17 protein-coding genes are annotated in these 20,612 nt (G+C 62.6%); 12 read left to right on the forward strand and 5 right to left on the reverse strand.

All coding sequences use genetic code 11. The features are described from left to right. Positions 1 to 56: 56 nt before the first annotated feature. Genes rsmA through V7787_RS47340 form a run of 4 tightly spaced genes read right to left on the reverse strand, consistent with a single transcriptional unit; the run spans position 57 to position 5,950 of the window. A complete protein-coding gene (gene rsmA / locus V7787_RS47325) occupies positions 57 to 860 on the reverse strand; it encodes a 16S rRNA (adenine(1518)-N(6)/adenine(1519)-N(6))-dimethyltransferase RsmA (protein ID WP_003255558.1) in 804 nt (267 codons plus the stop codon). Further along, positions 857 to 1,846: a 4-hydroxythreonine-4-phosphate dehydrogenase PdxA gene (pdxA, locus tag V7787_RS47330; protein WP_014860204.1), complete on the reverse strand. Its 990-nt coding sequence runs from the start codon at positions 1,844 to 1,846 to the stop codon at positions 857 to 859. Before pdxA ends, rsmA begins: the two co-directional genes overlap by 4 nt. Continuing rightward, complete coding sequence (gene surA / locus V7787_RS47335; RefSeq protein ID WP_196766232.1) at positions 1,843 to 3,168, reverse strand: peptidylprolyl isomerase SurA; 1,326 nt, start codon at positions 3,166 to 3,168, stop codon at positions 1,843 to 1,845. Before surA ends, pdxA begins: the two co-directional genes overlap by 4 nt. Next, the gene (locus tag V7787_RS47340) at positions 3,143 to 5,950 is read right to left on the reverse strand and encodes an LPS-assembly protein LptD (protein WP_064493019.1); all 2,808 of its coding nucleotides are present in this window, start codon (positions 5,948 to 5,950) and stop codon (positions 3,143 to 3,145) included. The genes surA and V7787_RS47340 overlap by 26 nt, the downstream gene beginning before the upstream one ends. Before the next feature lie 130 nt (positions 5,951 to 6,080). Here V7787_RS47340 and V7787_RS47345 point away from each other — a divergent pair, with 130 nt between their 5' ends. The 3 genes from V7787_RS47345 to V7787_RS47355 are packed head-to-tail and all read left to right on the forward strand — an operon-like array spanning position 6,081 to position 8,537. Beyond that, the gene (locus V7787_RS47345) at positions 6,081 to 7,100 is read left to right on the forward strand and encodes an aminoglycoside phosphotransferase family protein (protein WP_336094650.1); all 1,020 of its coding nucleotides are present in this window, start codon (positions 6,081 to 6,083) and stop codon (positions 7,098 to 7,100) included. Next, positions 7,097 to 7,768, forward strand: a complete 672-nt coding sequence (murU, locus tag V7787_RS47350; protein WP_010951745.1) for an N-acetylmuramate alpha-1-phosphate uridylyltransferase MurU — start codon at positions 7,097 to 7,099, stop codon at positions 7,766 to 7,768. The genes V7787_RS47345 and murU overlap by 4 nt, the downstream gene beginning before the upstream one ends. Before the next feature lies 1 nt (position 7,769). Beyond that, complete coding sequence (locus tag V7787_RS47355; protein WP_010951746.1) at positions 7,770 to 8,537, forward strand: TerB family tellurite resistance protein; 768 nt, start codon at positions 7,770 to 7,772, stop codon at positions 8,535 to 8,537. A gap of 27 nt (positions 8,538 to 8,564) precedes the next feature. Here the strand turns inward: V7787_RS47355 and V7787_RS47360 are convergent, their stop codons facing one another. Next, positions 8,565 to 9,563 carry an alpha/beta hydrolase family protein gene (locus tag V7787_RS47360; RefSeq protein ID WP_104886768.1) on the reverse strand — a complete coding sequence of 333 codons (999 nt, stop codon included), beginning with the start codon at positions 9,561 to 9,563 and terminating at the stop codon, positions 8,565 to 8,567. A gap of 95 nt (positions 9,564 to 9,658) precedes the next feature. Here V7787_RS47360 and V7787_RS47365 point away from each other — a divergent pair, with 95 nt between their 5' ends. The 9 genes from V7787_RS47365 (at position 9,659) to trpE (ending at position 20,515) form a co-directional block, all read left to right on the forward strand. Next, a complete protein-coding gene (locus V7787_RS47365) occupies positions 9,659 to 12,046 on the forward strand; it encodes a PAS domain-containing sensor histidine kinase (RefSeq protein ID WP_336094651.1) in 2,388 nt (795 codons plus the stop codon). Between the two features lie 7 nt (positions 12,047 to 12,053). Further along, positions 12,054 to 12,686 (forward strand): response regulator, encoded by a 633-nt coding sequence (locus V7787_RS47370; RefSeq protein WP_172830947.1) that lies wholly within the window; start codon positions 12,054 to 12,056, stop codon positions 12,684 to 12,686. A 293-nt stretch (positions 12,687 to 12,979) separates the two neighbouring features. Then, complete coding sequence (locus V7787_RS47375) at positions 12,980 to 14,104, forward strand: ABC transporter ATP-binding protein (protein ID WP_003255547.1); 1,125 nt, start codon at positions 12,980 to 12,982, stop codon at positions 14,102 to 14,104. 40 nt (positions 14,105 to 14,144) lie between these two features. Then, entirely contained in the window at positions 14,145 to 15,179 is a 1,035-nt protein-coding gene (locus V7787_RS47380) for an ABC transporter substrate-binding protein (RefSeq protein ID WP_064491038.1), read from the forward strand. Between the two features lie 60 nt (positions 15,180 to 15,239). Further along, complete coding sequence (locus V7787_RS47385) at positions 15,240 to 16,487, forward strand: ABC transporter permease (RefSeq protein WP_010951751.1); 1,248 nt, start codon at positions 15,240 to 15,242, stop codon at positions 16,485 to 16,487. Positions 16,488 to 16,497: 10 nt separating this feature from the next. Further along, a complete protein-coding gene (locus tag V7787_RS47390; protein ID WP_003255542.1) occupies positions 16,498 to 17,325 on the forward strand; it encodes an ABC transporter permease in 828 nt (275 codons plus the stop codon). 149 nt (positions 17,326 to 17,474) lie between these two features. Beyond that, positions 17,475 to 18,149, forward strand: a complete 675-nt coding sequence (rpe, locus tag V7787_RS47395) for a ribulose-phosphate 3-epimerase (protein WP_003255539.1) — start codon at positions 17,475 to 17,477, stop codon at positions 18,147 to 18,149. Continuing rightward, positions 18,146 to 18,964 (forward strand): phosphoglycolate phosphatase, encoded by an 819-nt coding sequence (locus V7787_RS47400; protein WP_014589455.1) that lies wholly within the window; start codon positions 18,146 to 18,148, stop codon positions 18,962 to 18,964. The genes rpe and V7787_RS47400 overlap by 4 nt, the downstream gene beginning before the upstream one ends. A 69-nt stretch (positions 18,965 to 19,033) precedes the next feature. Further along, positions 19,034 to 20,515, forward strand: coding sequence for an anthranilate synthase component I (gene trpE / locus V7787_RS47405; protein WP_104886767.1), 1,482 nt, complete (start codon positions 19,034 to 19,036; stop codon positions 20,513 to 20,515). Positions 20,516 to 20,612 lie beyond the last annotated feature (97 nt).

Consider the following 20,612-nt stretch of genomic DNA (forward strand, 5'->3'; position numbering starts at 1 on the left):
GGATTTGAGGGTTGTGCGATCCCTTGTGGCCCGCGAAGAGGCCGGTACGGGCTAAATCAGGCTTGTTGCTGATCCGCCAGTTGGTCAGCCAGGCGCACGAAGGCTGCCAGGTCGAGCTGTTCAGGGCGCAGGCTGCCATCAACGCCAGCAGCCTCGATGGCGGCGCTGTCCAGCAGGCCTTTCATGGTGTTGCGCAGGGTCTTGCGGCGCTGGTTGAACGCTTCGCGAACGACACGCTCCAGCAGCAGGTGGTCCTTGGCCGGGAACGGCAGCACTTCGTGCGGCACCAGGCGGACGATCGCCGAATCCACTTTCGGAGGTGGGTTGAAGGCACCAGGGCCGACATTGAACAGGTGCTCCACGCGGCAGTGGTACTGCACCATGATCGACAAGCGCCCCCAGTCACCGCCGCCAGGGCCGGCGGCCATGCGCTCGACCACTTCCTTCTGCAGCATGAAATGCATGTCGCGGATCAGCCCGGCGTGGCTGAGCAGGTGGAAGATCAGCGGGGTGGAGATGTTGTAGGGCAGGTTGCCAACCACCTTGAGGCTGCGCGGCGGCACGCCCAGCTGGTTGAAGTCGAACTTCAGGGCGTCGCCCTGGTGCAGGCGGAAGTTGCTGCGATCAGCGAACTTGTGCTGCAGGATCGGCACCAGGTCTTTGTCCAGCTCCACCACGTCCAGCTGTGCGCCACTGCCCAGCAGGCCTTCGGTCAGGGCGCCTTGGCCCGGGCCGATTTCCAGCAGGTGTTCGCCGGCCTTGGCGTTGATGGCACGCAGGATGCGGTCGATGATACCGGCGTCGTGCAGGAAGTTCTGGCCGAAGCGCTTGCGCGCCCGGTGTTGGTATTGCTCGTTCATGGTCGGTTCTCGGCCATCTGGTAGGCGGTTTCCAGTGCGACGCGCAGGCTGCCGGTGTCGACTTTGCCAGTGCCGGCCAGGTCCAGGGCGGTGCCGTGGTCAACCGACGTGCGGATGATTGGCAGGCCCAAGGTCACGTTCACTGCTGCGCCGAAGCCTTTGTACTTGAGTACGGGAAGGCCCTGGTCGTGGTACATCGCCAGCACCGCATCGCAGTGCTCCAGATATTTGGGGGTAAACAGGGTATCGGCCGGCAGCGGCCCGCGCAGGTCCATGCCTTCGGTGCGCAGGCGGGCCAGGGTCGGCTCGATGATGTCGATTTCTTCGCGGCCCAGGTGGCCGCCCTCGCCCGCGTGCGGGTTGAGGCCGCACACGAGGATACGCGGGTTGGCAATGCCAAACTTGTCGCGCATGTCGGCATGCAGGATACGGGTTACACGTTCGACGCGCTCTGCAGTGATAGCGTCGGCAACATCACGCAGTGGCAGGTGCGTGGTCACCAGGGCCACGCGCAGGCCGCGGGTGGCCAGCATCATTACCACTTGTGCGGTGCGGGTCAGTTCGGCAAGGAATTCGGTATGCCCGGAAAAGGCGATACCGCTTTCGTTGATCACTCCCTTGTGAACCGGGGCCGTGATCATCCCGGCGAAGTGCCCGTCCAGGCAGCCTTGCCCAGCGCGGGTCAGGGTTTCCAGCACGAACGCTGCGTTGGCCTTGTCGAGCTGGCCTGGCACCACCGGGACCGCCAAGGGGGTATCCCAGACGTACAGGCTACCTGCGGGTGCCGGGAGGTCAGGCCATTGGCCCGGGGCTACCGGCAGCAGGCTGACGGCCAGCCCCAGCTGCGTGGCCCGCTCGGCGAGCAGGTCACGGCTGGTGATGGCGATCAGGGGGTGGGGCTGGGCGTCTGCGGCGAGCAGCAGGCACAGGTCGGGGCCTATGCCGGCCGGCTCGCCGGGGGTGACGGCGAAGCGCAGGGGCTTCACTGGGCGGCCTGGTCAGCGCCAGGCAGCTTGATTTCAACGTAGGCTTCGTCGCGGATCTGGCGCAGCCAGGTTTGCAGCTCTTCGTCGTACTTGCGGTTGCGCAGTACGCTCAGGGCCTGCTGTTCGCGAGCCTGCTCGGTGCTGTCGGTGGCGCGGCGGCCCAGCACTTCCAGAACGTGCCAGCCGTACTGGGTCTTGAACGGTTTGGTCACCACGCCTTGCTGGGCATTGGCCATCTGTTCACGGAACTCCGGTACCAGGCTGTTCGGATCGACCCAGTTGAGGTCGCCGCCGTTGAGTGCCGAACCCGGGTCTTCCGAGAAGCTCTTGGCCAGTTCGCCGAAGTCTTCGCCGTTCTTGATCCGATCGTACAGGCGCTCGGCCAGCTGCTGGGTGGCCGCCTCGCTGCGGATCTCGCTTGGCTTGATCAGGATGTGGCGTACATGCACTTCGTCACGCAGTACGTTCTCGCTGCCGCCGCGCTTCTCCTCGAGCTTGAGGATGATGAAGCCGTTGGGGATGCGAATAGGCTGGGTAATTTCGCCCACCGGCATGCTGCTGAGCATCTTGGCGAAGTCGGGTGGCAGCTGACCGGCTTTACGCCAGCCCATCTCGCCGCCTTCCAGGGCGTTTTCGCTGGCCGAGTTGGCAATCGCCATCTGGCTGAAGTCAGCACCCTGGCGCAGTTGCTGGTACACGTCACCGACCTTGCGCGCAGCCTTCTGGATATCGTCCGAGTTGGCGGCTTCCGGGGTCGGGATGAGGATGTTGGCCAGGCGGTACTCTTCCGACATCTGCATCTTGCCCAGGTCCGAGGCCAGGAAGTTCTTCACTTCCTGCTCGGACACCTGGATGCGTTCGGCAACGCGGCGTTGGCGCACGCGGCTGATGATCATCTCGCGCTTGACCTGCTCGCGAGCGTCGTCGAACGACAGGCCGTCATGGGCCAGCGCCGCGCGGAACTGGTCCAGCGACATGCCATTGCGCTGGGCAATGGTGCCAATGGCCTGGTTCAGCTCTTCGTCGGTGATGCGGATGCCAGAGCGCTCGCCGATCTGCAGCTGCAGGTTCTCGACGATCAGGCGTTCCAGTACCTGCTGTTCCAGAGCGCTGGTCGGCGGCACGCCGCCGCCGCGCTTGGCGATGGTTTGCTGGACCTCATGGACACGCTGGTCCAGCTGGCTTTGCATGACCACGTCGTTGTCGACGATAGCCACCACGCGATCAAGAGGTTGCACCGCGGCATGCACCGCGCCACTCAGCAAAGCGACGCCCAGCAACACTGGGCGCAGACGATCAATAAGCTTGGTCTTCACGTTCACGGTAACCTTGAATGCCTTGGTCGAGGAAAGACTCGACCTTGTTGCCAACTACGCCGCCGAGGCCTTTCAGGACGATCTGAAGGAAGACACCGTGGTCGCCTTTTTCGTTCTGTGGAAGGGCCTGGCTGAAATCGTCGTAGTCGATCCAGTAACGGTTGATCAGGCGCAGCTTCCAGCAGCAGTTGTCGTATTCGAAACCACCCATGGCTTCCAGGGTACGGTTGCGGTTGTAGTCATGCTGCCAGCGGGCGATTACGTTCCACTGCGGCACGATCGGCCAGATGACCGAGAAGTCGTGCTGCTGGATCTTGTAGTAATCCTTGATGTAGTTCGGATCGCCCGGGGTGCCATAGTCACCGCCGCCCACTTTCCAGGTACCCGTGGTCGAGTCGTAGGCAATGGTGTCGTTACGGTAGCGATAACCGAGGTTGACGATCTTGTTCGGGTTGTCTTCAGGCTGGTAGTGGAACATCGCGCTGCCCGAGCGGGTGCTGCGGCTGTCCGGGTCCCAGTTGAAGTCCGAATTGAAGCGCCAGTCGCGGTTGAAGTAGTAGTTGTACATCAGGGCGTATGGCGATACATCGGACTGCGCGTCCTTGCGGGTGCGGTAGTCGATGCCTGGCAGCTGGACCTTGCGGTCCTTGAAGTAGTAAGCCTGGCCGATGCTGAAGTTCTGGCGCTCGAAGCCGTTCTCCTCGATCCAGCGGGTGGTCACGCCCAGCGACAGCTTGTTCTCGTCGCCGATGCGGTCGGTACCACTGAAACGGTTGTCACGGAACAGCGAGTCGTAGCTGAACAGGGTTTCACCCGTGTCGAACAGCGGGATGTCCATCTGGTCCTTGTACGGGACATAGAGGTAGAACATGCGCGGTTCGAGGGTCTGGCGGTAGTTGGTGCCGAACAACGAGGTGTTGCGGTCGAAATACAGGCCGCTGTCGACGCTGAGAATCGGGATATCGCGGTTCAGGTTGCTTTTGTAGTCGCCGAACACGTCCAGTGTGTCTGCGTTCGCGGCAGCAATGTCGCTCTTGCCCTTGCTATCCAGGTCAAGGTCGTAATGGGTATACATGTACTTCAGCTTCGGCGTGATGTAGCCGTAGCTGGCCTCCATCGGCAGGCTGATGGACGGGGCGACGTTCAGGCGGGTACCGTTGGCACGCGCTACACCGAAGATGTTTTCGTCAAGACGACGACCGGGTACGCCGGCGCTGGCGTCTGGATTGCCATCTTCGTCCAGAACGAAATCGTCCTTCAGGTCACGATCAAAGCGAACAGCTTCAGTCTCGTACCCAAGGTTCAAACCGCCAGGCTGGAACGGCAGCGTACCGTTCAGGGTCAGCTGCGGCAGGCGATCATACGGCGTGATCTGCGAGATGGTCGCCATCTCGTAGGCATGCACATTCAACCGCGCGGTGTAGCTGTCGCCGCGGTAGGTCAACGCACCCTGCTGGTTCAGCAGGTCGCGGCTTTCCACGCCAATCTGGTCGGATTCCAGGTCCTGGAAGTAGAACGGGTCGCTGATGTCGGTGTAGTCCACCTCGGTCATCAGGCGTTCGTCCAGGCCACCCTTGTGCTGCCAGTTGACCATCCAGCGCTGATCTTTGTAATCCGTCTGATCTTTGCGGTCGTCGTTCTTGTCGTTCAGGTAGGCGCCGCCGAACTGCCCTTCGCTGGAAGGCGTCAGGTAGCGGAACTCGCCTTCCATCAGCAGGCCGCGCTTGGCCATGTAACGCGGGTACAACGTGGCGTCGTAGTTAGGCGCCAGGTTGAAGTAGTACGGCGTGACCAGCATGAAGCCGGTGTCGCTGCTGGTGCTGAACGACGGCGGCAGGAAACCGGACTGGCGACGGTCGTCAATCGGGAAGTAGATGTACGGTGTATAGAACACCGGGAAATCCTTGACCCGAAGTGTAACGTTGGTCGCAGTACCGAAACCGGTGGCCGGGTTCAGGGTGATGTTGTTGCCTTTCAGCTGCCAGGCGTTGCTGCCCGGTTCGCAGGTGGTGTACGTACCGTCCTTGAGGCGGATGATGGCGTTTTCGCCACGCTTGGCGTACAGGGCACTGCCGCGGATGTGCGACTTGTGCATCACGTATTCGGCGTTGTCGACCTGGGCTTCGCCAGTGTCGAGCTGGATCTGGGCCTCGTCACCGACCACCAGCGAACCGTTGTCACGGATCTTGACGTTGCCCTTGAGCTCGCCACGGTTTTCGGCCTGGTAGAGGTTGGCCTCGTCGGCTTCGGCCTGCATGCTGCCCTGGCGCATCACCACGTCACCGGCGAGGGTAGCGATCTGCTGCTCCTGCTGGTACTTGGATACCTTGGCATTGATGTAGGTCGGCGACTCGTCCTTCGGCGTGGTGTCGGCCATGCCCGGGCGGGTTGGCTCGATATACGCGCCACCGCAGTATGGGCCGGTTTCAGCCAGCTGCGCGGCGGTGAGCTTTTCACGCGGCACCCAGTCCAGGTGGCTGTAGTCTTCGCTGCGCGACTTCAGACCACGGCCCTTGGCCTCGGTAACCAGCACGGGCCGGTCCGCAGTTTCGGCTTCGCCCGCCGCTTTGGTGCCGGAGCTGACGGCTGCACCTTCGTGCACCGGGCGCGGTGGCAAGTTGTTGACTGGGGTTTTGGGCTTGCAGTCCCAACCACCGGCGGCGGACACTTGGCAGTCGAACTGTTCGGCTGCCACTACGTATGAGGTGGCCAGAGGTTGCAGGGCCAGCAGACCGCCGGTTACCAGCAACGGAAACTTTCTACGAAACGCGGGGGATTTCAATGCCATCTTATTAGTCCGGGCTTCCTGCGTGCCATCTGCCCGCGTGTGGGGCCGCACGCCTCTCGATGGTCTGAAAAAGATGCTGGATAATAAAGCATGACCCGCTTGACGGCTAGGGCCGTCGGAGACCCTTGCAATGCCTGAACACGATGTACGCCTGCAACAACTGACGGTCTGGCTCGATGAGCAGCTCAATGATCTTTTCCGTGACAACGCCTGGGGCGAGGTGCCTGCAGGCAGCCTGACCGCTGCCAGCAGCGACGCCAGCTTCCGCCGCTATTTCCGCTGGCAGGGTGCTGGCCACAGTTTCGTGATCATGGATGCGCCCCCCCCGCAGGAGAACTGCCGACCGTTCGTCGCCATCGACCACCTGCTGGCCAGCGCTGACGTACATGTGCCGCTGATCCACGCCCAGGACCTGGAACGCGGCTTTTTGCTGCTTGGGGATCTGGGCGCTCAGACATACCTTGACATCATCAATGCAGACAACGCCGATGGCCTGTTCGCCGACGCCATCGATGCCCTTCTGAAGTTCCAGCGTTTGCCAATGGACGCATCGCTGCCCAGCTACGACGACGCCCTGCTGCGCCGTGAAGTGGAACTGTTCCCCGAATGGTACGTGGGGCGTGAGCTGGGCCTGACCTTCACCGATGCACAGAAGGCCACCTGGCAGCGCGTCAGCCAGTTGCTGATCGACAGCGCCCTGGCGCAGCCCAAGGTGCTGGTACACCGTGACTACATGCCGCGCAACCTGATGCAGAGCACCCCCAACCCTGGTGTGCTGGACTTTCAGGATGCGGTATACGGCCCGGTCACCTACGACATTACCTGCCTGTTCAAGGACGCCTTTGTCAGCTGGCCGCAGGCGCGGGTCGAAGGTTGGCTGAGCGACTACTGGCAGCAGGCGCAGGCGGCTGGCATCCCGGTGCACGCCGAGTTCGAAGCCTTCCACCGCGCCAGTGACCTGATGGGCGTGCAGCGGCACCTGAAGGTGATCGGCATCTTCGCCCGTATCTGCCACCGCGACGGCAAGCCGCGTTACCTGGGCGACGTGCCGCGTTTCTTCGCCTATATAAATGAAGTGATCGGTAGCCGGCCCGAATTGGCGGAGCTGGGTGAGCTGATTGCCGAGTTGCAGGCCGGAGCGCGTGCATGAAGGCCATGATCCTGGCTGCGGGGAAGGGCGAGCGCATGCGCCCGCTGACCCTGCACACCCCAAAACCGTTGGTCCCGGTCGCCGGCCAGCCGCTGATCGAGTACCACCTGCGCGCCCTGGCGGCAGCGGGCGTGACCGAAGTGGTGATCAACCATGCCTGGCTTGGCCAGCAGATCGAAGACCATCTGGGCGACGGTAGCCGCTTCGGCCTGAGCATTCGCTATTCACCTGAAGGTGAACCGCTGGAAACCGGCGGCGGCATCTTCAAGGCCCTGCCTTTGTTGGGTGATGCGCCGTTCCTGCTGGTGAATGGCGATGTGTGGACCGACTACGACTTCGCGCGATTGCAGGCTCCCCTGCAAGGCCTGGCTCACCTGGTACTGGTCGACAACCCTGGCCATCACGGCCGTGGTGACTTCCGCCTGGTGGGCGAGCAGGTCGTTGACGGCGATGACGCGCCCGGCACGCTGACCTTCAGCGGCATTTCCGTGCTGCACCCGGCGCTGTTCGAAGGTTGCCAGGCGGGTGCCTTCAAGCTGGCACCGTTGCTGCGCCAGGCGATGGCGGCCGGCAAGGTATCTGGCGAACACTACCGTGGGCACTGGGTGGATGTTGGCACGCTTGAACGCCTGGCCGAGGCTGAGTCTCTGATTGGCGAGCGCGCCTGACATGTGGTGGCCAGGCACGGTGATAGGTGTGGGTGCCGGCTTTGCCGTTGCGAGCATACCGGGTGCCTTGCTCGGTGCGTTGCTTGGGCAGGCCATCGACCGCCGGCTGCGCTTGCAAGGCTGGGAAGACATGCGCGAACGCCTGGGTGGGCGCCCTGCATTACGCGACGACGAGTTGTTGTTCGTGATGCTCGGGCGCCTGGCCAAGTGCGATGGCCGGGTAGCCGAGCAGCATATCCAGCAGGCGCGTCAGGAGATGGTGCGCCTGGACCTGGCCGAGGCAGCCCGGTTGCGCGCCATCAATGCGTTCAACCGTGGCAAGGCGGGCAAGGACCGGCTTGGCGGGCACCTGCGGCGCATCAGTCAGCAGCCCCACGCGGCGGAAGGTACCTTGCGGGCCTGTTGGCGCATGGTCTGGGCTGACGGCAAGATGGGCAACAAGGAGCGTGAGTTGCTGCTGGACTGGGGGCAGAAGCTGGGCATGAGCCGGCGCCAGGTGCAGGCCATGTCCCTGGAGTACGAGCCGCGCAAGGCCACGGGGGCAGAAAGCGTGCCCATGACCTACGCGGCAGCGTTGCGCTTGCTGGCGGTGGACGCAGACACCGACACCGATAAGGTCAAGCAGGCGTATCGTCGGCTTGTCAGCCGGCATCACCCGGACAAGCTGGCAGGTACCGGTGCCAGCGAGGCGCAGGTGCGTGAAGCAACCGCGCGTACCCGTGAGTTGCACCAGGCCTATGCCATGATCCGCAAGCGGCGCGGCCTTTGACGCCCCGCCACAAGGATCAAGCCTGACTCAGCCCTGAGGGCTCATCCACCCCCGCACCCGGCGGAACAATTGCTCTTGTTCCGCCGCTTTGTTTGCTGGCATGGCAATCAATGACAATTGTCGGTACTGACTATCCTTCTGCCGCCTGCTGGCCTGCAGCCGTTGCTGGGCTGCGTTGCGGTCAGCGCTGCGGGTGGCGTAGTAGATATCGGCCGTGGGTACCTTCAAGGTTGGGGCCAGGCTTTCCAGGTCCTGCTCCACCCGTGCAGGGGTCTGCGCAGCGACCATCACCAGTTTTTGTACCTGTGGTGGCTGCTTCTCGCTCAGGTAGCGCGCCGCCCAATATGCACCGCTACCATGGCCGATCAGTACGATGCTGCGGGCATTGTGTTGTTGGGCGAACGCCACGGCGGCATCCAGGCGGGCGAAGATGCGTTCGGCATCTGCCGGGTCGGTCTGCTCGCTGGCTTGTTCGGCATCGGTGCTTTCTGCTGTGTCGGCATCGGCTGCGGTGGCTTGGGCCACGTTGGCGTTGGCATCGGCCGGAACGTCCTTGACCGGTGCGCTTTCGCCTTTGTCTGGCGCAGGCGCTGCCGGTGGTGTGGCTTCGACCCGCGCTTGCGGGCTGTCTGCGAGCAGGTCGGGCAGGCTGACGCTCAGGCTGTGCCAGCCGATATCAGGGAATTTTTGCCGCAGTGGGCCGACTGCATTTGGCCAGTCGGCCGTTTCGCCTGCACCAGGGACAATGATCACCGCCCCTTGCGGATCGTTGTCGTTGGCCGGCTTCCACAGGGCCAGGAAGCTGTCGGCACCGGCCTGCAGGGTCTGCTGCTCAGCCTTGGGCAGCAGCCGTTCCAGCGCCAGAGCATCCTCCTGGCTGCGTTCCAGCAAGGGTGGGCGTGGTGCCTCGGCAGCCGGTGCCATGGCATTTGCAGGTGGTTTTTCGGCATCGGCGGCCAGGGCGCCGAGTGGAAGGACCGAGGCCAGGCAGCACATTGCCAGCGTCGTGCGATAAAGTGTGGACATGAGTCAACCCAAGGCCAGAATGAAACCGGCAGCCTAATAGTATTTGCCCGTGACGGCCATGCTGCATGGCCGTCTTTGCCAAGTCGAGCGTATAGATGAAGCGAGTGCGTCGCCTGTTGGTTATCGGCTGCTTGTGGCTGCCCTTGATTGCCTGGGCCAAGCCCGAGGCGCTGCCAACTGTGGTGCTGGAGCCTGACCAGCAGCAGTGGCTGGACACCCACCGCAGCCTGCGTGTCGGCCTGGTGTTGCAGGCGCCCTACGCCCAGTTCGACCGGCGACTGCAGCAACTCTATGGGGCCAATGTGGAGCTGGTGAACAGCCTGGCGCAGACGCTGCGGCTGGACCTCACCTGGCGTAACTTCACTGACCAGGCCAGTTTGGAACATGCCCTGCAGAGCGGCGAAATCGACTTCGCCCCTGGCCTTACCCAGACGCCGGCCAGCCTGCGCCTGTGGCTATTCAGCGACCCGTACATGCGCGTGCCACAGCTGGTGGTGGGGCCGCGCACCGGGGCCATGGCCGTGGAACTGGAAAAGCTTGAAGCCGAGCAACGCGTCGCGGTGCGCATGCCCAGCCCGCTGGCGGATTACCTGCGCGGCAACTACGGCAACCTCAACCTGCAGGGGGTGCCCGACGATCGTGAGGCCTTGCAACTGGTGGTAGGTGGCCAGGCCAGTTTCGCCGTGCTGGATGAAGCGCAGCTCAGCCGCCTGTCGCGCGAGAGCGAGTTCGGTGAGCTGGCGGTGGTCGGCGATATCGGCCTGCCGCAACTGTTGCGTATCGGTTCGCGGCGCGACTGGCCGCTGCTGGCCGATGTACTTGAACGTGGCTTGCAGGCAGTGCCGGCCAAGGAGCTGGAACAACTGCATCAGCGCTGGTTGCAGCCGAAGTACCCGCGCCTGAGCGAGTCGCCGGGCTTCTGGCAGAACATGGCCTTGCTGTTCGGTCTGTTGCTGTTGTGTGCCTTGGCCACGCTGGTGTGGCAACGCCGTCAGCAGCGCCAGCTGGAGCGCAGCCTGCTGGCCGCGCGAGAAAGCCTTGTTGAGCGCCAGGTGCGCGAAGAGGCGTTGCGCCTGAGCCAGTTCGCCATCGACCAGAGCACCGTAGGTATCCTCTGGGTCAACTGGGACAGCCATGTGCGTTACGCCAACCATGCCGCCGAGCGCATGTTGGGCTACAGCGAAGGGGCGTTGCTGGAGCGGCCGCTGAGCGACTTCGAGCCGAGCCTGAACATGGACCGGTGGCTAGAGCTGTGGAAGGGGGCGCGTACGGGGGCGGGGGGTGTCGGTCAATTTGAGACGCAATGCCGGCGGGCTGATCAAAGCTTGCTACCCGTGGAGCTGTCGCTGAGCTTTCTGCGCTTTCGTGATTCCGAATATCTGGTGGTCTACCTCGCCGATGTCACCGAGCGCCACCGTGCCTTGGCGGCCCTTCGCGAAAGCGAGGCGCGGCTCAAGGGCATTGCTGGCAACGTACCAGGGTTGGTGTTTCGCCTGGAGCGTGACCCGGCCGAGGGCGATCTGGAGTTCCCCTATATCAGTGAGGGTAGCGAGGCTTTGGTGGGTTATGCACCCAGCGAGATCCAGCACCCGCAGATGGGCCTGCGCAACCTGGTGCACCCCGAGGACCGTGCTGATTATCACAGGGTGCAGGACCTGGCCCTGGCCAGCGACCAGGACTGGTCCTGGCAGGGGCGCATCCTCACCCGGCAGGGCGAACAGCGCTGGGCCGATATCAAGGCCAGCGCCCGGCATCTGGGCAACGGCCAGGTGGTGTGGGACGGTGTAGTCTGGGACATCACACAGGGCAAGCGGGCCGAGCTGGCGTTGGCGAAGTCCCAGGAGCAGTTGCGCGAACTCTCGGCCCACCTGGAGAGCGTGCGTGAAGAAGAGAAAGCTCGTATCGCCCGGGAAGTGCATGATGAACTGGGGCAGATGCTGACCGTGCTCAAGCTGGAAGTGTCGATGTGCGAGCTGGCCTATGCCGAGCTAGACCCTGGCCTGAATGATCGCCTGGCGAGCATGAAACGCCTGATCGCCCAGTTATTCCAGTTGGTGCGCGATGTCGCCACTGCCTTGCGTCCGCCGATCCTCGATGCCGGCATTGCCTCGGCCATCGAATGGCAGGCGCGGCGTTTCGAGGCACGTACGCAAATCCCCTGTCTGGTGCAAGTACCCGATAATCTGCCAGCATTGAGTGATGCCAAGGCCACCGGGCTGTTTCGTATCCTCCAGGAGGCGCTGACCAATGTGATGCGTCACGCCCAGGCGCACAGCGTAGAGATTGAGCTGGTACGTGAGGGCGGACAGTTGCGCATGACGGTCAGTGATGATGGCCAAGGCTTTTGCCGCGAGCAGACGCGGCCCACCTCGTTTGGCCTGGTGGGTGTGCGCGAGCGGGTGCTGATGCTGGGGGGGAGCATGACGCTGGAAAGCGAGCCGGGCGAAGGCACCAGCCTGAGCGTGGCCATTCCGTTGGAGTAGGAGAGCAATCGTGATTCGAGTTCTGGTGGCCGAAGACCACACCATTGTCCGTGAAGGCATCAAGCAGTTGATTGGCCTGGCCAAGGACATGCAAGTGGCGGGGGAGGCCGGTAATGGCGAGCAGTTGCTCGAAACCCTGCGCCACACACCGTGCGAGGTGGTACTGCTGGACATCTCGATGCCGGGTGTGAACGGCCTGGAGGCGATCCCGCGTATCCGTGCGTTGCACGATGCTCCAGCGATCCTGATGTTGTCGATGCACGATGAGGCACAGATGGCGGCGCGGGCGTTGAAGGCCGGTGCGGCGGGCTATGCCACCAAAGACAGTGACCCCGCGCTGTTGTTGACGGCGATTCGTCGGGTGGCCGGTGGCGGGCGTTATATCGACCCGTCGCTGGCCGACCGCATGGTGTTCGAAGTAGGCCTCACCGAATCCCGGCCGTTGCACACACTGCTCTCGGAGCGGGAGTTTTCGGTGTTCGAGCGCCTGGCCCAGGGCGCCAACGTCAACGACATCGCCCAGCAGTTGGCGCTGTCGAGCAAGACCATCAGCACCCACAAGGCGCGTTTGATGCAAAAGCTGAAAGTGAACTCGCTGGCGGAGCTGGTGAAGTACGCCATGGAGCACAAGCTGATCTGATTGCGACATACGGGTGCCCGAAACTTGCCGAAGCCTGTGGGAGCGGGCATGCCCGCGAACGGGCCTGGCCTGCTGATCTCTATGGCTGAGCCGGCCTCTTCGCGGGCATGCCCGCTCCCACAGGTTTCGTGGTTGGCTCGCAAGGGCATTCCAATCCCGCCATCCTTGTAGGGCGATCCCTACAACAAATCTTCCATCCGGATGATGGCATTCTCTCAGTGCCCCCGATTTTCGGGCGCTTGCGTCTCTTCTACTCTTTTGCCTACGCAGTCATCCAACAAGAAGGTGCAGGCATGAGCGAGGCGAAGTCGAACGCTGCAACCGGCGAAACGCTGGTCAGCTTCCGTGGTGTGCAGAAGAGCTACGACGGCGAGTCGCTGATCGTCAAAGACCTCAACCTGGATATCCGCAAGGGCGAGTTCCTCACCCTGCTTGGCCCGTCCGGCTCGGGCAAGACCACCAGCCTGATGATGCTGGCGGGCTTCGAAACGCCCACCGCCGGTGAAATCCAGCTTGGCGGGCGCTCGATCAACAACGTGCCGCCGCACAAGCGTGATATCGGCATGGTGTTCCAGAACTACGCGCTGTTTCCGCACATGACCGTGGCCGAGAACCTGGCCTTTCCGCTGACCGTGCGCAACCTGAGCAAGACCGACATCAGCGAGCGGGTTAAGCGTGTGCTGAACATGGTCCAGCTCGACGCTTTCGCCAAACGCTACCCCGGCCAGCTGTCTGGCGGCCAGCAGCAGCGTGTGGCGCTGGCCCGGGCATTGGTGTTCGAGCCGCAACTGGTGCTGATGGACGAGCCACTTGGCGCGCTGGACAAGCAGCTGCGCGAACACATGCAGATGGAGATCAAGCACATTCACCAGCGCCTGGGTGTGACCGTGGTGTACGTGACCCACGACCAGGGCGAAGCGCTGACCATGTCTGACCGCGTGGCGGTGTTCCACCAGGGCGAAATCCAGCAGATCGCCGACCCGCGCACGCTGTACGAAGAGCCCTGCAACACCTTCGTCGCCAACTTCATCGGCGAGAACAACCGCATTAGCGGCACCCTGCTGGCCAGCGATGGCAAACGTTGCCAGGTGCAGTTGCCTCGCGGTGAACGGGTCGAGGCGCTGGCGGTGAATGTCGGCCAGGCCGGCGAGCCGGTGACCCTGTCGATACGCCCGGAGCGCGTGCGCCTGAACGGCCACAGTGAAAGCTGCGTCAACCGGTTCTCTGGCCGGGTGGCCGAATTCATTTACCTGGGCGACCACGTGCGGGTGCGTCTGGAGGTTTGCGGCAAAGGCGACTTCTTCGTGAAGCAGCCTATTGCCGAGCTCGACCCGGCGTTGGCCGTGGGCGATGTAGTACCGCTGGGCTGGGAGGTGGAGCACGCCCGCGCGCTCGATCCGATTGCCGAAGCCCATTGATGGATTGCTTCACCAACCCTGTACTGTGGAGAGAATAATAATGCGCAAGCAGTTGAAACTAACCGCCCTGGCTTTGGGGCTGTTCACCGCTGGCCAGGCCATGGCCGCAGACCTCACCGTGATCTCGTTCGGTGGCGCCAACAAGGCTGCCCAGGTCAAAGCGTTCTACGAACCCTGGGAAAAAGCGGGTAATGGCAAGATTGTCGCGGGTGAGTACAACGGCGAAATGGCCAAGGTCAAGGCAATGGTCGACACCAAGAGTGTGTCGTGGAACCTGGTAGAGGTTGAGTCGCCAGAGCTGGCGCGCGGTTGCGACGAAGGCATGTTCGAAGAGCTCGACCCGGCCCTGTTCGGCAACGAGGAAGACTACGTGCCTGGTGCCATTCAGCCTTGCGGTGTGGGCTTCTTCGTCTGGTCCACGGTCATGGCCTACAACGCCGACAAGCTCAAGACCGCCCCCACCAGCTGGGCCGATTTCTGGGACACCAAGCAGTTCCCGGGCAAGCGCGGCCTGCGCAAGGGCGCCAAGTACACGATGGAATTTGCACTGATGGCCGACGGTGTTGCGCCCAAGGACGTCTACAAAGTGCTGGCAACCAAGGAAGGCCAGGACCGCGCCTTCAAGAAACTCGACGAACTCAAGCCCAGCATCCAGTGGTGGGAAGCGGGTGCACAGCCACCGCAGTTCCTGGCCTCTGGCGACGTGGTCATGAGCTCTGCCTACAACGGCCGTATTGCCGCTGTGCAGAAAGAAAGCAACCTCAAGGTGGTGTGGAACGGCGGCATCTATGACTTCGACGCATGGGCAATTCCCAAAGGCGCCAAAAACGTCGAAGAGGCGAAGAAGTTCATCGCCTACAGCGTCAAGCCCGAGCAGCAGAAGATCTACTCCGAAAACATCGCCTATGGCCCGGCCAACTCCAAGGCCGTGAGCCTGCTGTCGGACGAAGTGAAGAAAGACATGCCGACCACGCCAGAGAACATTGCCAACCAGGTGCAGATCGACGTGGCGTTCTGGGCCGACAACAGCGAGCAGCTGGAGCAACGCTTCAACGCCTGGGCGGCGAAGAAGTAAACGTCCAGTGTGTGGGGCCGCAAAGCGGCCCCCAATTCAGCCTGTATTGCGGAGTTCGCCATGGCCATTGCAGTGCCCCTCAACGAAGGCGCAGGTCCAAGTCTCAAGCAGCGCCTCAAACACGCCGAGCGGGTCAACCGCTGGAAGGCGCAGGCGTTGATCGCGCCGCTGGCGCTGTTTCTTCTGCTGGTGTTCCTGGTGCCGATTGCGGCGCTGCTGTACAAGAGCGTCGGCAACCCTGAAGTGGTCGGCGGCCTGCCGCGCACGGTGGAAATCATCAGCCAGTGGGATGGCAAGAGCCTGCCAGGCGAGGACGTTTACAAGGCGCTGAGCCAGGATTTGGCCGAGTCGCGCAAGAACCAGACCCTTGGTGACCTTTCCAAACGCTTGAACATGGAGCTGGCCGGTTACCGCAGCTTGTTGACCAAGACTGCCCGTGCGCTGCCCTTCAAGGCTGAGCCTGCCTCTTATAAAGAGGCGTTGCAGGCTGTCGACGAGCGTTGGGGCGACCCGGCTTATTGGCAGGCGATACGCCGCAATACCAGTTCGGTGACCTCTTTCTACCTGCTGGCCTCGGTGGACCATCGCATCGATGACCTTGGTGAGCTGGCCAAGGCCACCCCGGACCAGGCCATTTACCTGGACATTTTTGTCCGTACCCTGTGGATGGGCGTGGTGATTACCACTATCTGCCTGGTACTGGCCTACCCACTGGCCTACTTGTTGGCCAACCTGCCGACCCGGCAGAGCAACCTGCTGATGATTCTGGTGCTGTTGCCTTTCTGGACATCGATCCTGGTGCGGGTGGCGGCCTGGATCGTGCTGCTGCAGTCGGGCGGGCTGATCAACAGCGCGCTGATGGCCATGGGCATCATCGACCAGCCGCTGGAGCTGGTGTTCAACCGCACAGGTGTCTACATCTCGATGGTGCACATCCTGCTGCCGTTCATGATCCTGCCGCTGTACAGCGTGATGAAGGGTATTTCCCCAAGCTACATGCGTGCGGCGATCTCGCTGGGCTGCCACCCGTTCGCCAGTTTCTGGCGGGTGTACTTCCCGCAGACTTACGCCGGTGTTGGCGCCGGTTGCCTGCTGGTGTTCATCCTTGCCATCGGTTACTACATCACCCCGGCGCTGCTGGGTAGCCCCAACGACCAGATGGTCAGCTACTTCGTCGCCTTCTACACCAACACCAGCATTAACTGGGGCATGGCCACCGCACTGGGCGGGCTGTTGCTGCTGGCGACCGTGCTGTTGTACCTGATCTATAGCTGGCTGGTCGGCGCCAGCCGTCTGCGCCTGAGCTGAGGAGCCTGTCATGCTGAGCCCATACATGTCGCCCGTGGAGCGGGTCTGGTTCTACAGCCTGCGTATTCTCTGCGGCTTGATCCTGCTGTTCCTGATCTTGCCAGTGCTGGTGATCGTGCCGCTGTCGTTCAACAGTGGCAGCTTCCTGGTGTACCCGCTGCAGGGCTTCTCGCTGCAGTGGTATCAGGACTTCTTCGGCTCGGCCGAATGGATGCGGGCGTTGAAAAACAGCATCATCGTTGCCCCAGCGGCCACGGTGCTGGCCATGGTGTTCGGCACGTTGGCGGCCATCGGCCTGACCCGTGGCGATTTCCCCGGCAAGTCGCTGGTGATGGCGCTGGTGATCTCGCCCATGGTGGTGCCGGTAGTGATCATCGGGGTGGCCAGTTACCTGTTCTTCGCCCCTCTGGGTATGGGCAACAGTTTCACCTCGCTGATTCTGGTGCATGCGGTACTGGGTGTGCCGTTCGTCATCATTACCGTGTCGGCGACGCTACAGGGGTTCAACTACAATCTGGTGCGTGCGGCGGCCAGCCTGGGAGCCTCGCCTCTGCTGGCTTTCCGCCGGGTGACCCTGCCGCTGATCGCGCCCGGTGTCATCTCGGGCGCCCTGTTTGCCTTTGCCACCTCGTTTGACGAGGTGGTGGTGACGCTGTTCCTCGCCGGGCCGGAACAGGCAACTCTGCCGCGGCAGATGTTCAGTGGTATTCGCGAGAACCTGAGCCCGACCATTGCCGCGGCGGCGACCTTGCTGATTGCGTTCTCGGTGTTGTTGCTGCTGACCCTGGAATGGTTGCGTGGGCGTAGTGAGAAGCTGAGGACTCAACAGCCGGCTTGATGATGGGTTGCCTGTGCCGGCCTCTTCGCGGCTAAAGTCGCGGAGGCCGGCACAGGTTGCGCTGGTCGACAGCAATTGATACCAATCAGCCTTCATCGCTTTCCCTGAGTTACAATGCGCGCCACCGTGACTCTGCCAACAGGTGCGCCATGCAGCCCTACGCTATTGCCCCCTCCATTCTCTCTGCCGATTTTGCCCGCCTGGGTGAGGACGTCGACAAGGTATTGGCTGCGGGTGCAGACATCGTCCACTTCGATGTCATGGACAATCACTATGTCCCCAACCTGACCATCGGTCCGATGGTTTGCACCGCTCTGCGCAAGTACGGCGTTACTGCGCCGATCGACGTGCACCTGATGGTCAGCCCGGTTGACCGCATCATTGGCGACTTTATCGAAGCGGGCGCCACCTACATCACCTTCCACCCTGAAGCCACGCAGCACATCGACCGTTCGCTTCAGCTGATCAAGGATGGTGGCTGCAAAGCCGGCCTGGTGTTCAACCCGGCCACCAGCCTGGACGCCCTGAAGTATGTGATGGACAAGATCGACATGGTGCTGCTGATGAGCGTCAACCCAGGCTTCGGCGGGCAGAAGTTCATCCCCGGCACCCTCGACAAGCTGCGCGAAGCGCGTGCGCTGATCGACGCCAGTGGCCGTGATATCCGTCTGGAGATCGATGGTGGCGTGAACGTCAACAACATCCGCGAGATCGCTGCCGCTGGCGCCGACACCTTCGTGGCCGGCTCGGCGATCTTCAACGCCCCGGACTATCAGGAAGTGATCGCCAAGATGCGCGCCGAACTGGCCCTGGCCCGCCCATGAGTGGCTTCGAGCAGCTGTTCCCGGGAACGCTGCCAAGGCTGGTGATGTTCGATCTGGACGGTACCCTGATCGATTCCGTGCCTGACCTGGCCGCCGCCGTGGACCGCATGCTGCTCGAACTGGGGCGCCCGCCTGCTGGCCTTGAGGCCGTGCGCCACTGGGTTGGCAATGGCGCCCAGGTGCTGGTGCGCCGCGCGTTGGCGGGCGGCATCGACCATGCCGACGTGGACGATGCGCTGGCAGAACAGGCGCTGGCGCTGTTCATGGACGCTTATGCCGAAAGCCATGAACTTACCGTGGTCTACCCCGGCGTGCGCGACACCCTGCGCTGGCTGCGCAAGCAGGGCGTGGAGATGGCGCTGATTACCAACAAGCCTGAGCGCTTTGTTGGCCCGCTGCTGGACCAGATGAAGATCGGTAATTTCTTCCGCTGGATCATTGGTGGCGACACCCTGCCGCAGAAAAAGCCCGACCCGGCGGCGTTGCTATTCGTCATGCAGATGGCCGGTGTTACCCCGCAGCAGTCCCTGTTTGTCGGTGATTCGCGCAGTGACGTGCAGGCGGCGAAGGCGGCTGGCGTGCAATGCGTGGGCCTGACCTACGGCTATAACCATGGCCGGCCGATCGACGACGAATCCCCCAGCCTGGTAATCGACGACCTGCGCGCATTGCTGCCCGGTTGCGCAGACCCGGCCACTGGGATAACGTTGGCGGACCTTCAAGCCTCACAAGACAGAGAGTCCACCGTGGCGGTTACTGGCAAATTCTGGATGAAAGTCATCAAGGCCTTGGCCCGTTGGCGTTGGCGCGCCTGACTTCAGCCTGCCGGCGTGTGCCGGCCCGTCCGTTTGCCTGACCTATTGCTGCTTGCCACGAGACTACTCATGAACCGCGAAGAATTCCTGCGCCTGGCCGCTGCCGGCTACAACCGTATTCCCTTGGCCTGTGAAACCTTGGCCGACTTCGACACGCCGCTGTCGATCTACCTGAAACTGGCTGACCAGCCCAACTCGTACCTGCTCGAATCGGTGCAGGGCGGCGAGAAGTGGGGCCGTTACTCGATGATCGGCTTGCCATCGCGCACCGTGATGCGTGTGCATGGCTACCGTGTCAGCATCCTGCACGATGACGTCGAGGTGGAAAGCTGCGAGGTCGAAGACCCGCTGGCATTCGTTGAAACCTTCAAGGACCGCTACAAAGTTGCCGATATCCCCGGCCTGCCGCGTTTCAATGGCGGCCTGGTCGGCTACTTTGGCTACGACTGCGTGCGTTATGTTGAAAAGCGCCTGGGGGCCAGCCCCAACCCGGACCCGCTGGGCGTACCGGATATCCTGCTGATGGTGTCCGACGCGGTGGTGGTGTTCGACAACCTGGCGGGCAAGATGCACGCCATCGTGTTGGTCGACCCAGCTGAAGATCAGGCCTTCGAACAGGGCCAGGCACGCCTGCAAGGTTTGCTGGAAACCTTGCGCCAGCCAATCACCCCGCGCCGCGGCCTGGACCTGAGCGGGCCGCAGGCGGCCGAACCGGCGTTCCGCTCCAGCTACACCCGCGAGGATTACGAAAACGCCGTCGGTCGTATCAAGGAATACATCCTGGCCGGGGACTGTATGCAGGTGGTGCCGTCGCAGCGCATGTCGATCGACTTCAAGGCTGCGCCTATCGACCTGTATCGCGCGCTACGCTGCTTCAACCCGACGCCATACATGTACTTCTTCAACTTCGGTGACTTCCATGTGGTCGGCAGCTCGCCCGAAGTGCTGGTACGTGTCGAGGACAACCTGGTCACCGTGCGCCCGATTGCCGGTACCCGCCCGCGTGGTGCGACCGAAGAGGCCGATCGTGCGCTGGAAGACGACCTGCTGTCGGACGACAAGGAAATTGCCGAGCACCTGATGCTGATCGATCTGGGTCGCAACGATGTCGGTCGTGTGTCTTCGACCGGCAGTGTGCGCCTGACCGAGAAGATGGTGATCGAGCGTTACTCCAACGTGATGCACATTGTTTCCAACGTTACCGGCCAGCTGCGTGAAGGCCTGACGGCGATGGATGCACTGCGGGCGATTCTGCCGGCTGGCACCTTGTCGGGTGCGCCCAAGATCCGGGCGATGGAGATCATCGACGAGCTGGAGCCGGTCAAGCGTGGGGTTTACGGCGGTGCCGTCGGCTATTTTGCCTGGAACGGCAACATGGATACCGCAATTGCCATTCGTACCGCAGTGATCAAGGACGGCGAGCTGCATGTGCAGGCCGGTGGCGGCATCGTTGCCGACTCGGTGCCGGCGCTGGAATGGGAAGAAACCATCAACAAGCGCCGGGCGATGTTCCGTGCGGTGGCGTTGGCCGAGCAGACTTCCGCCAGATAAATTGATTGGGGCTGCTGCGCAGCCCATTCGCGGGTAAACCACGCTCCTACAAGGTTGTGTAGGAGCGGGTTTACCCGCGAAAGGGCCGGGCCTGCTG

This window comes from Pseudomonas sp. CGJS7, from assembly GCF_036961695.1.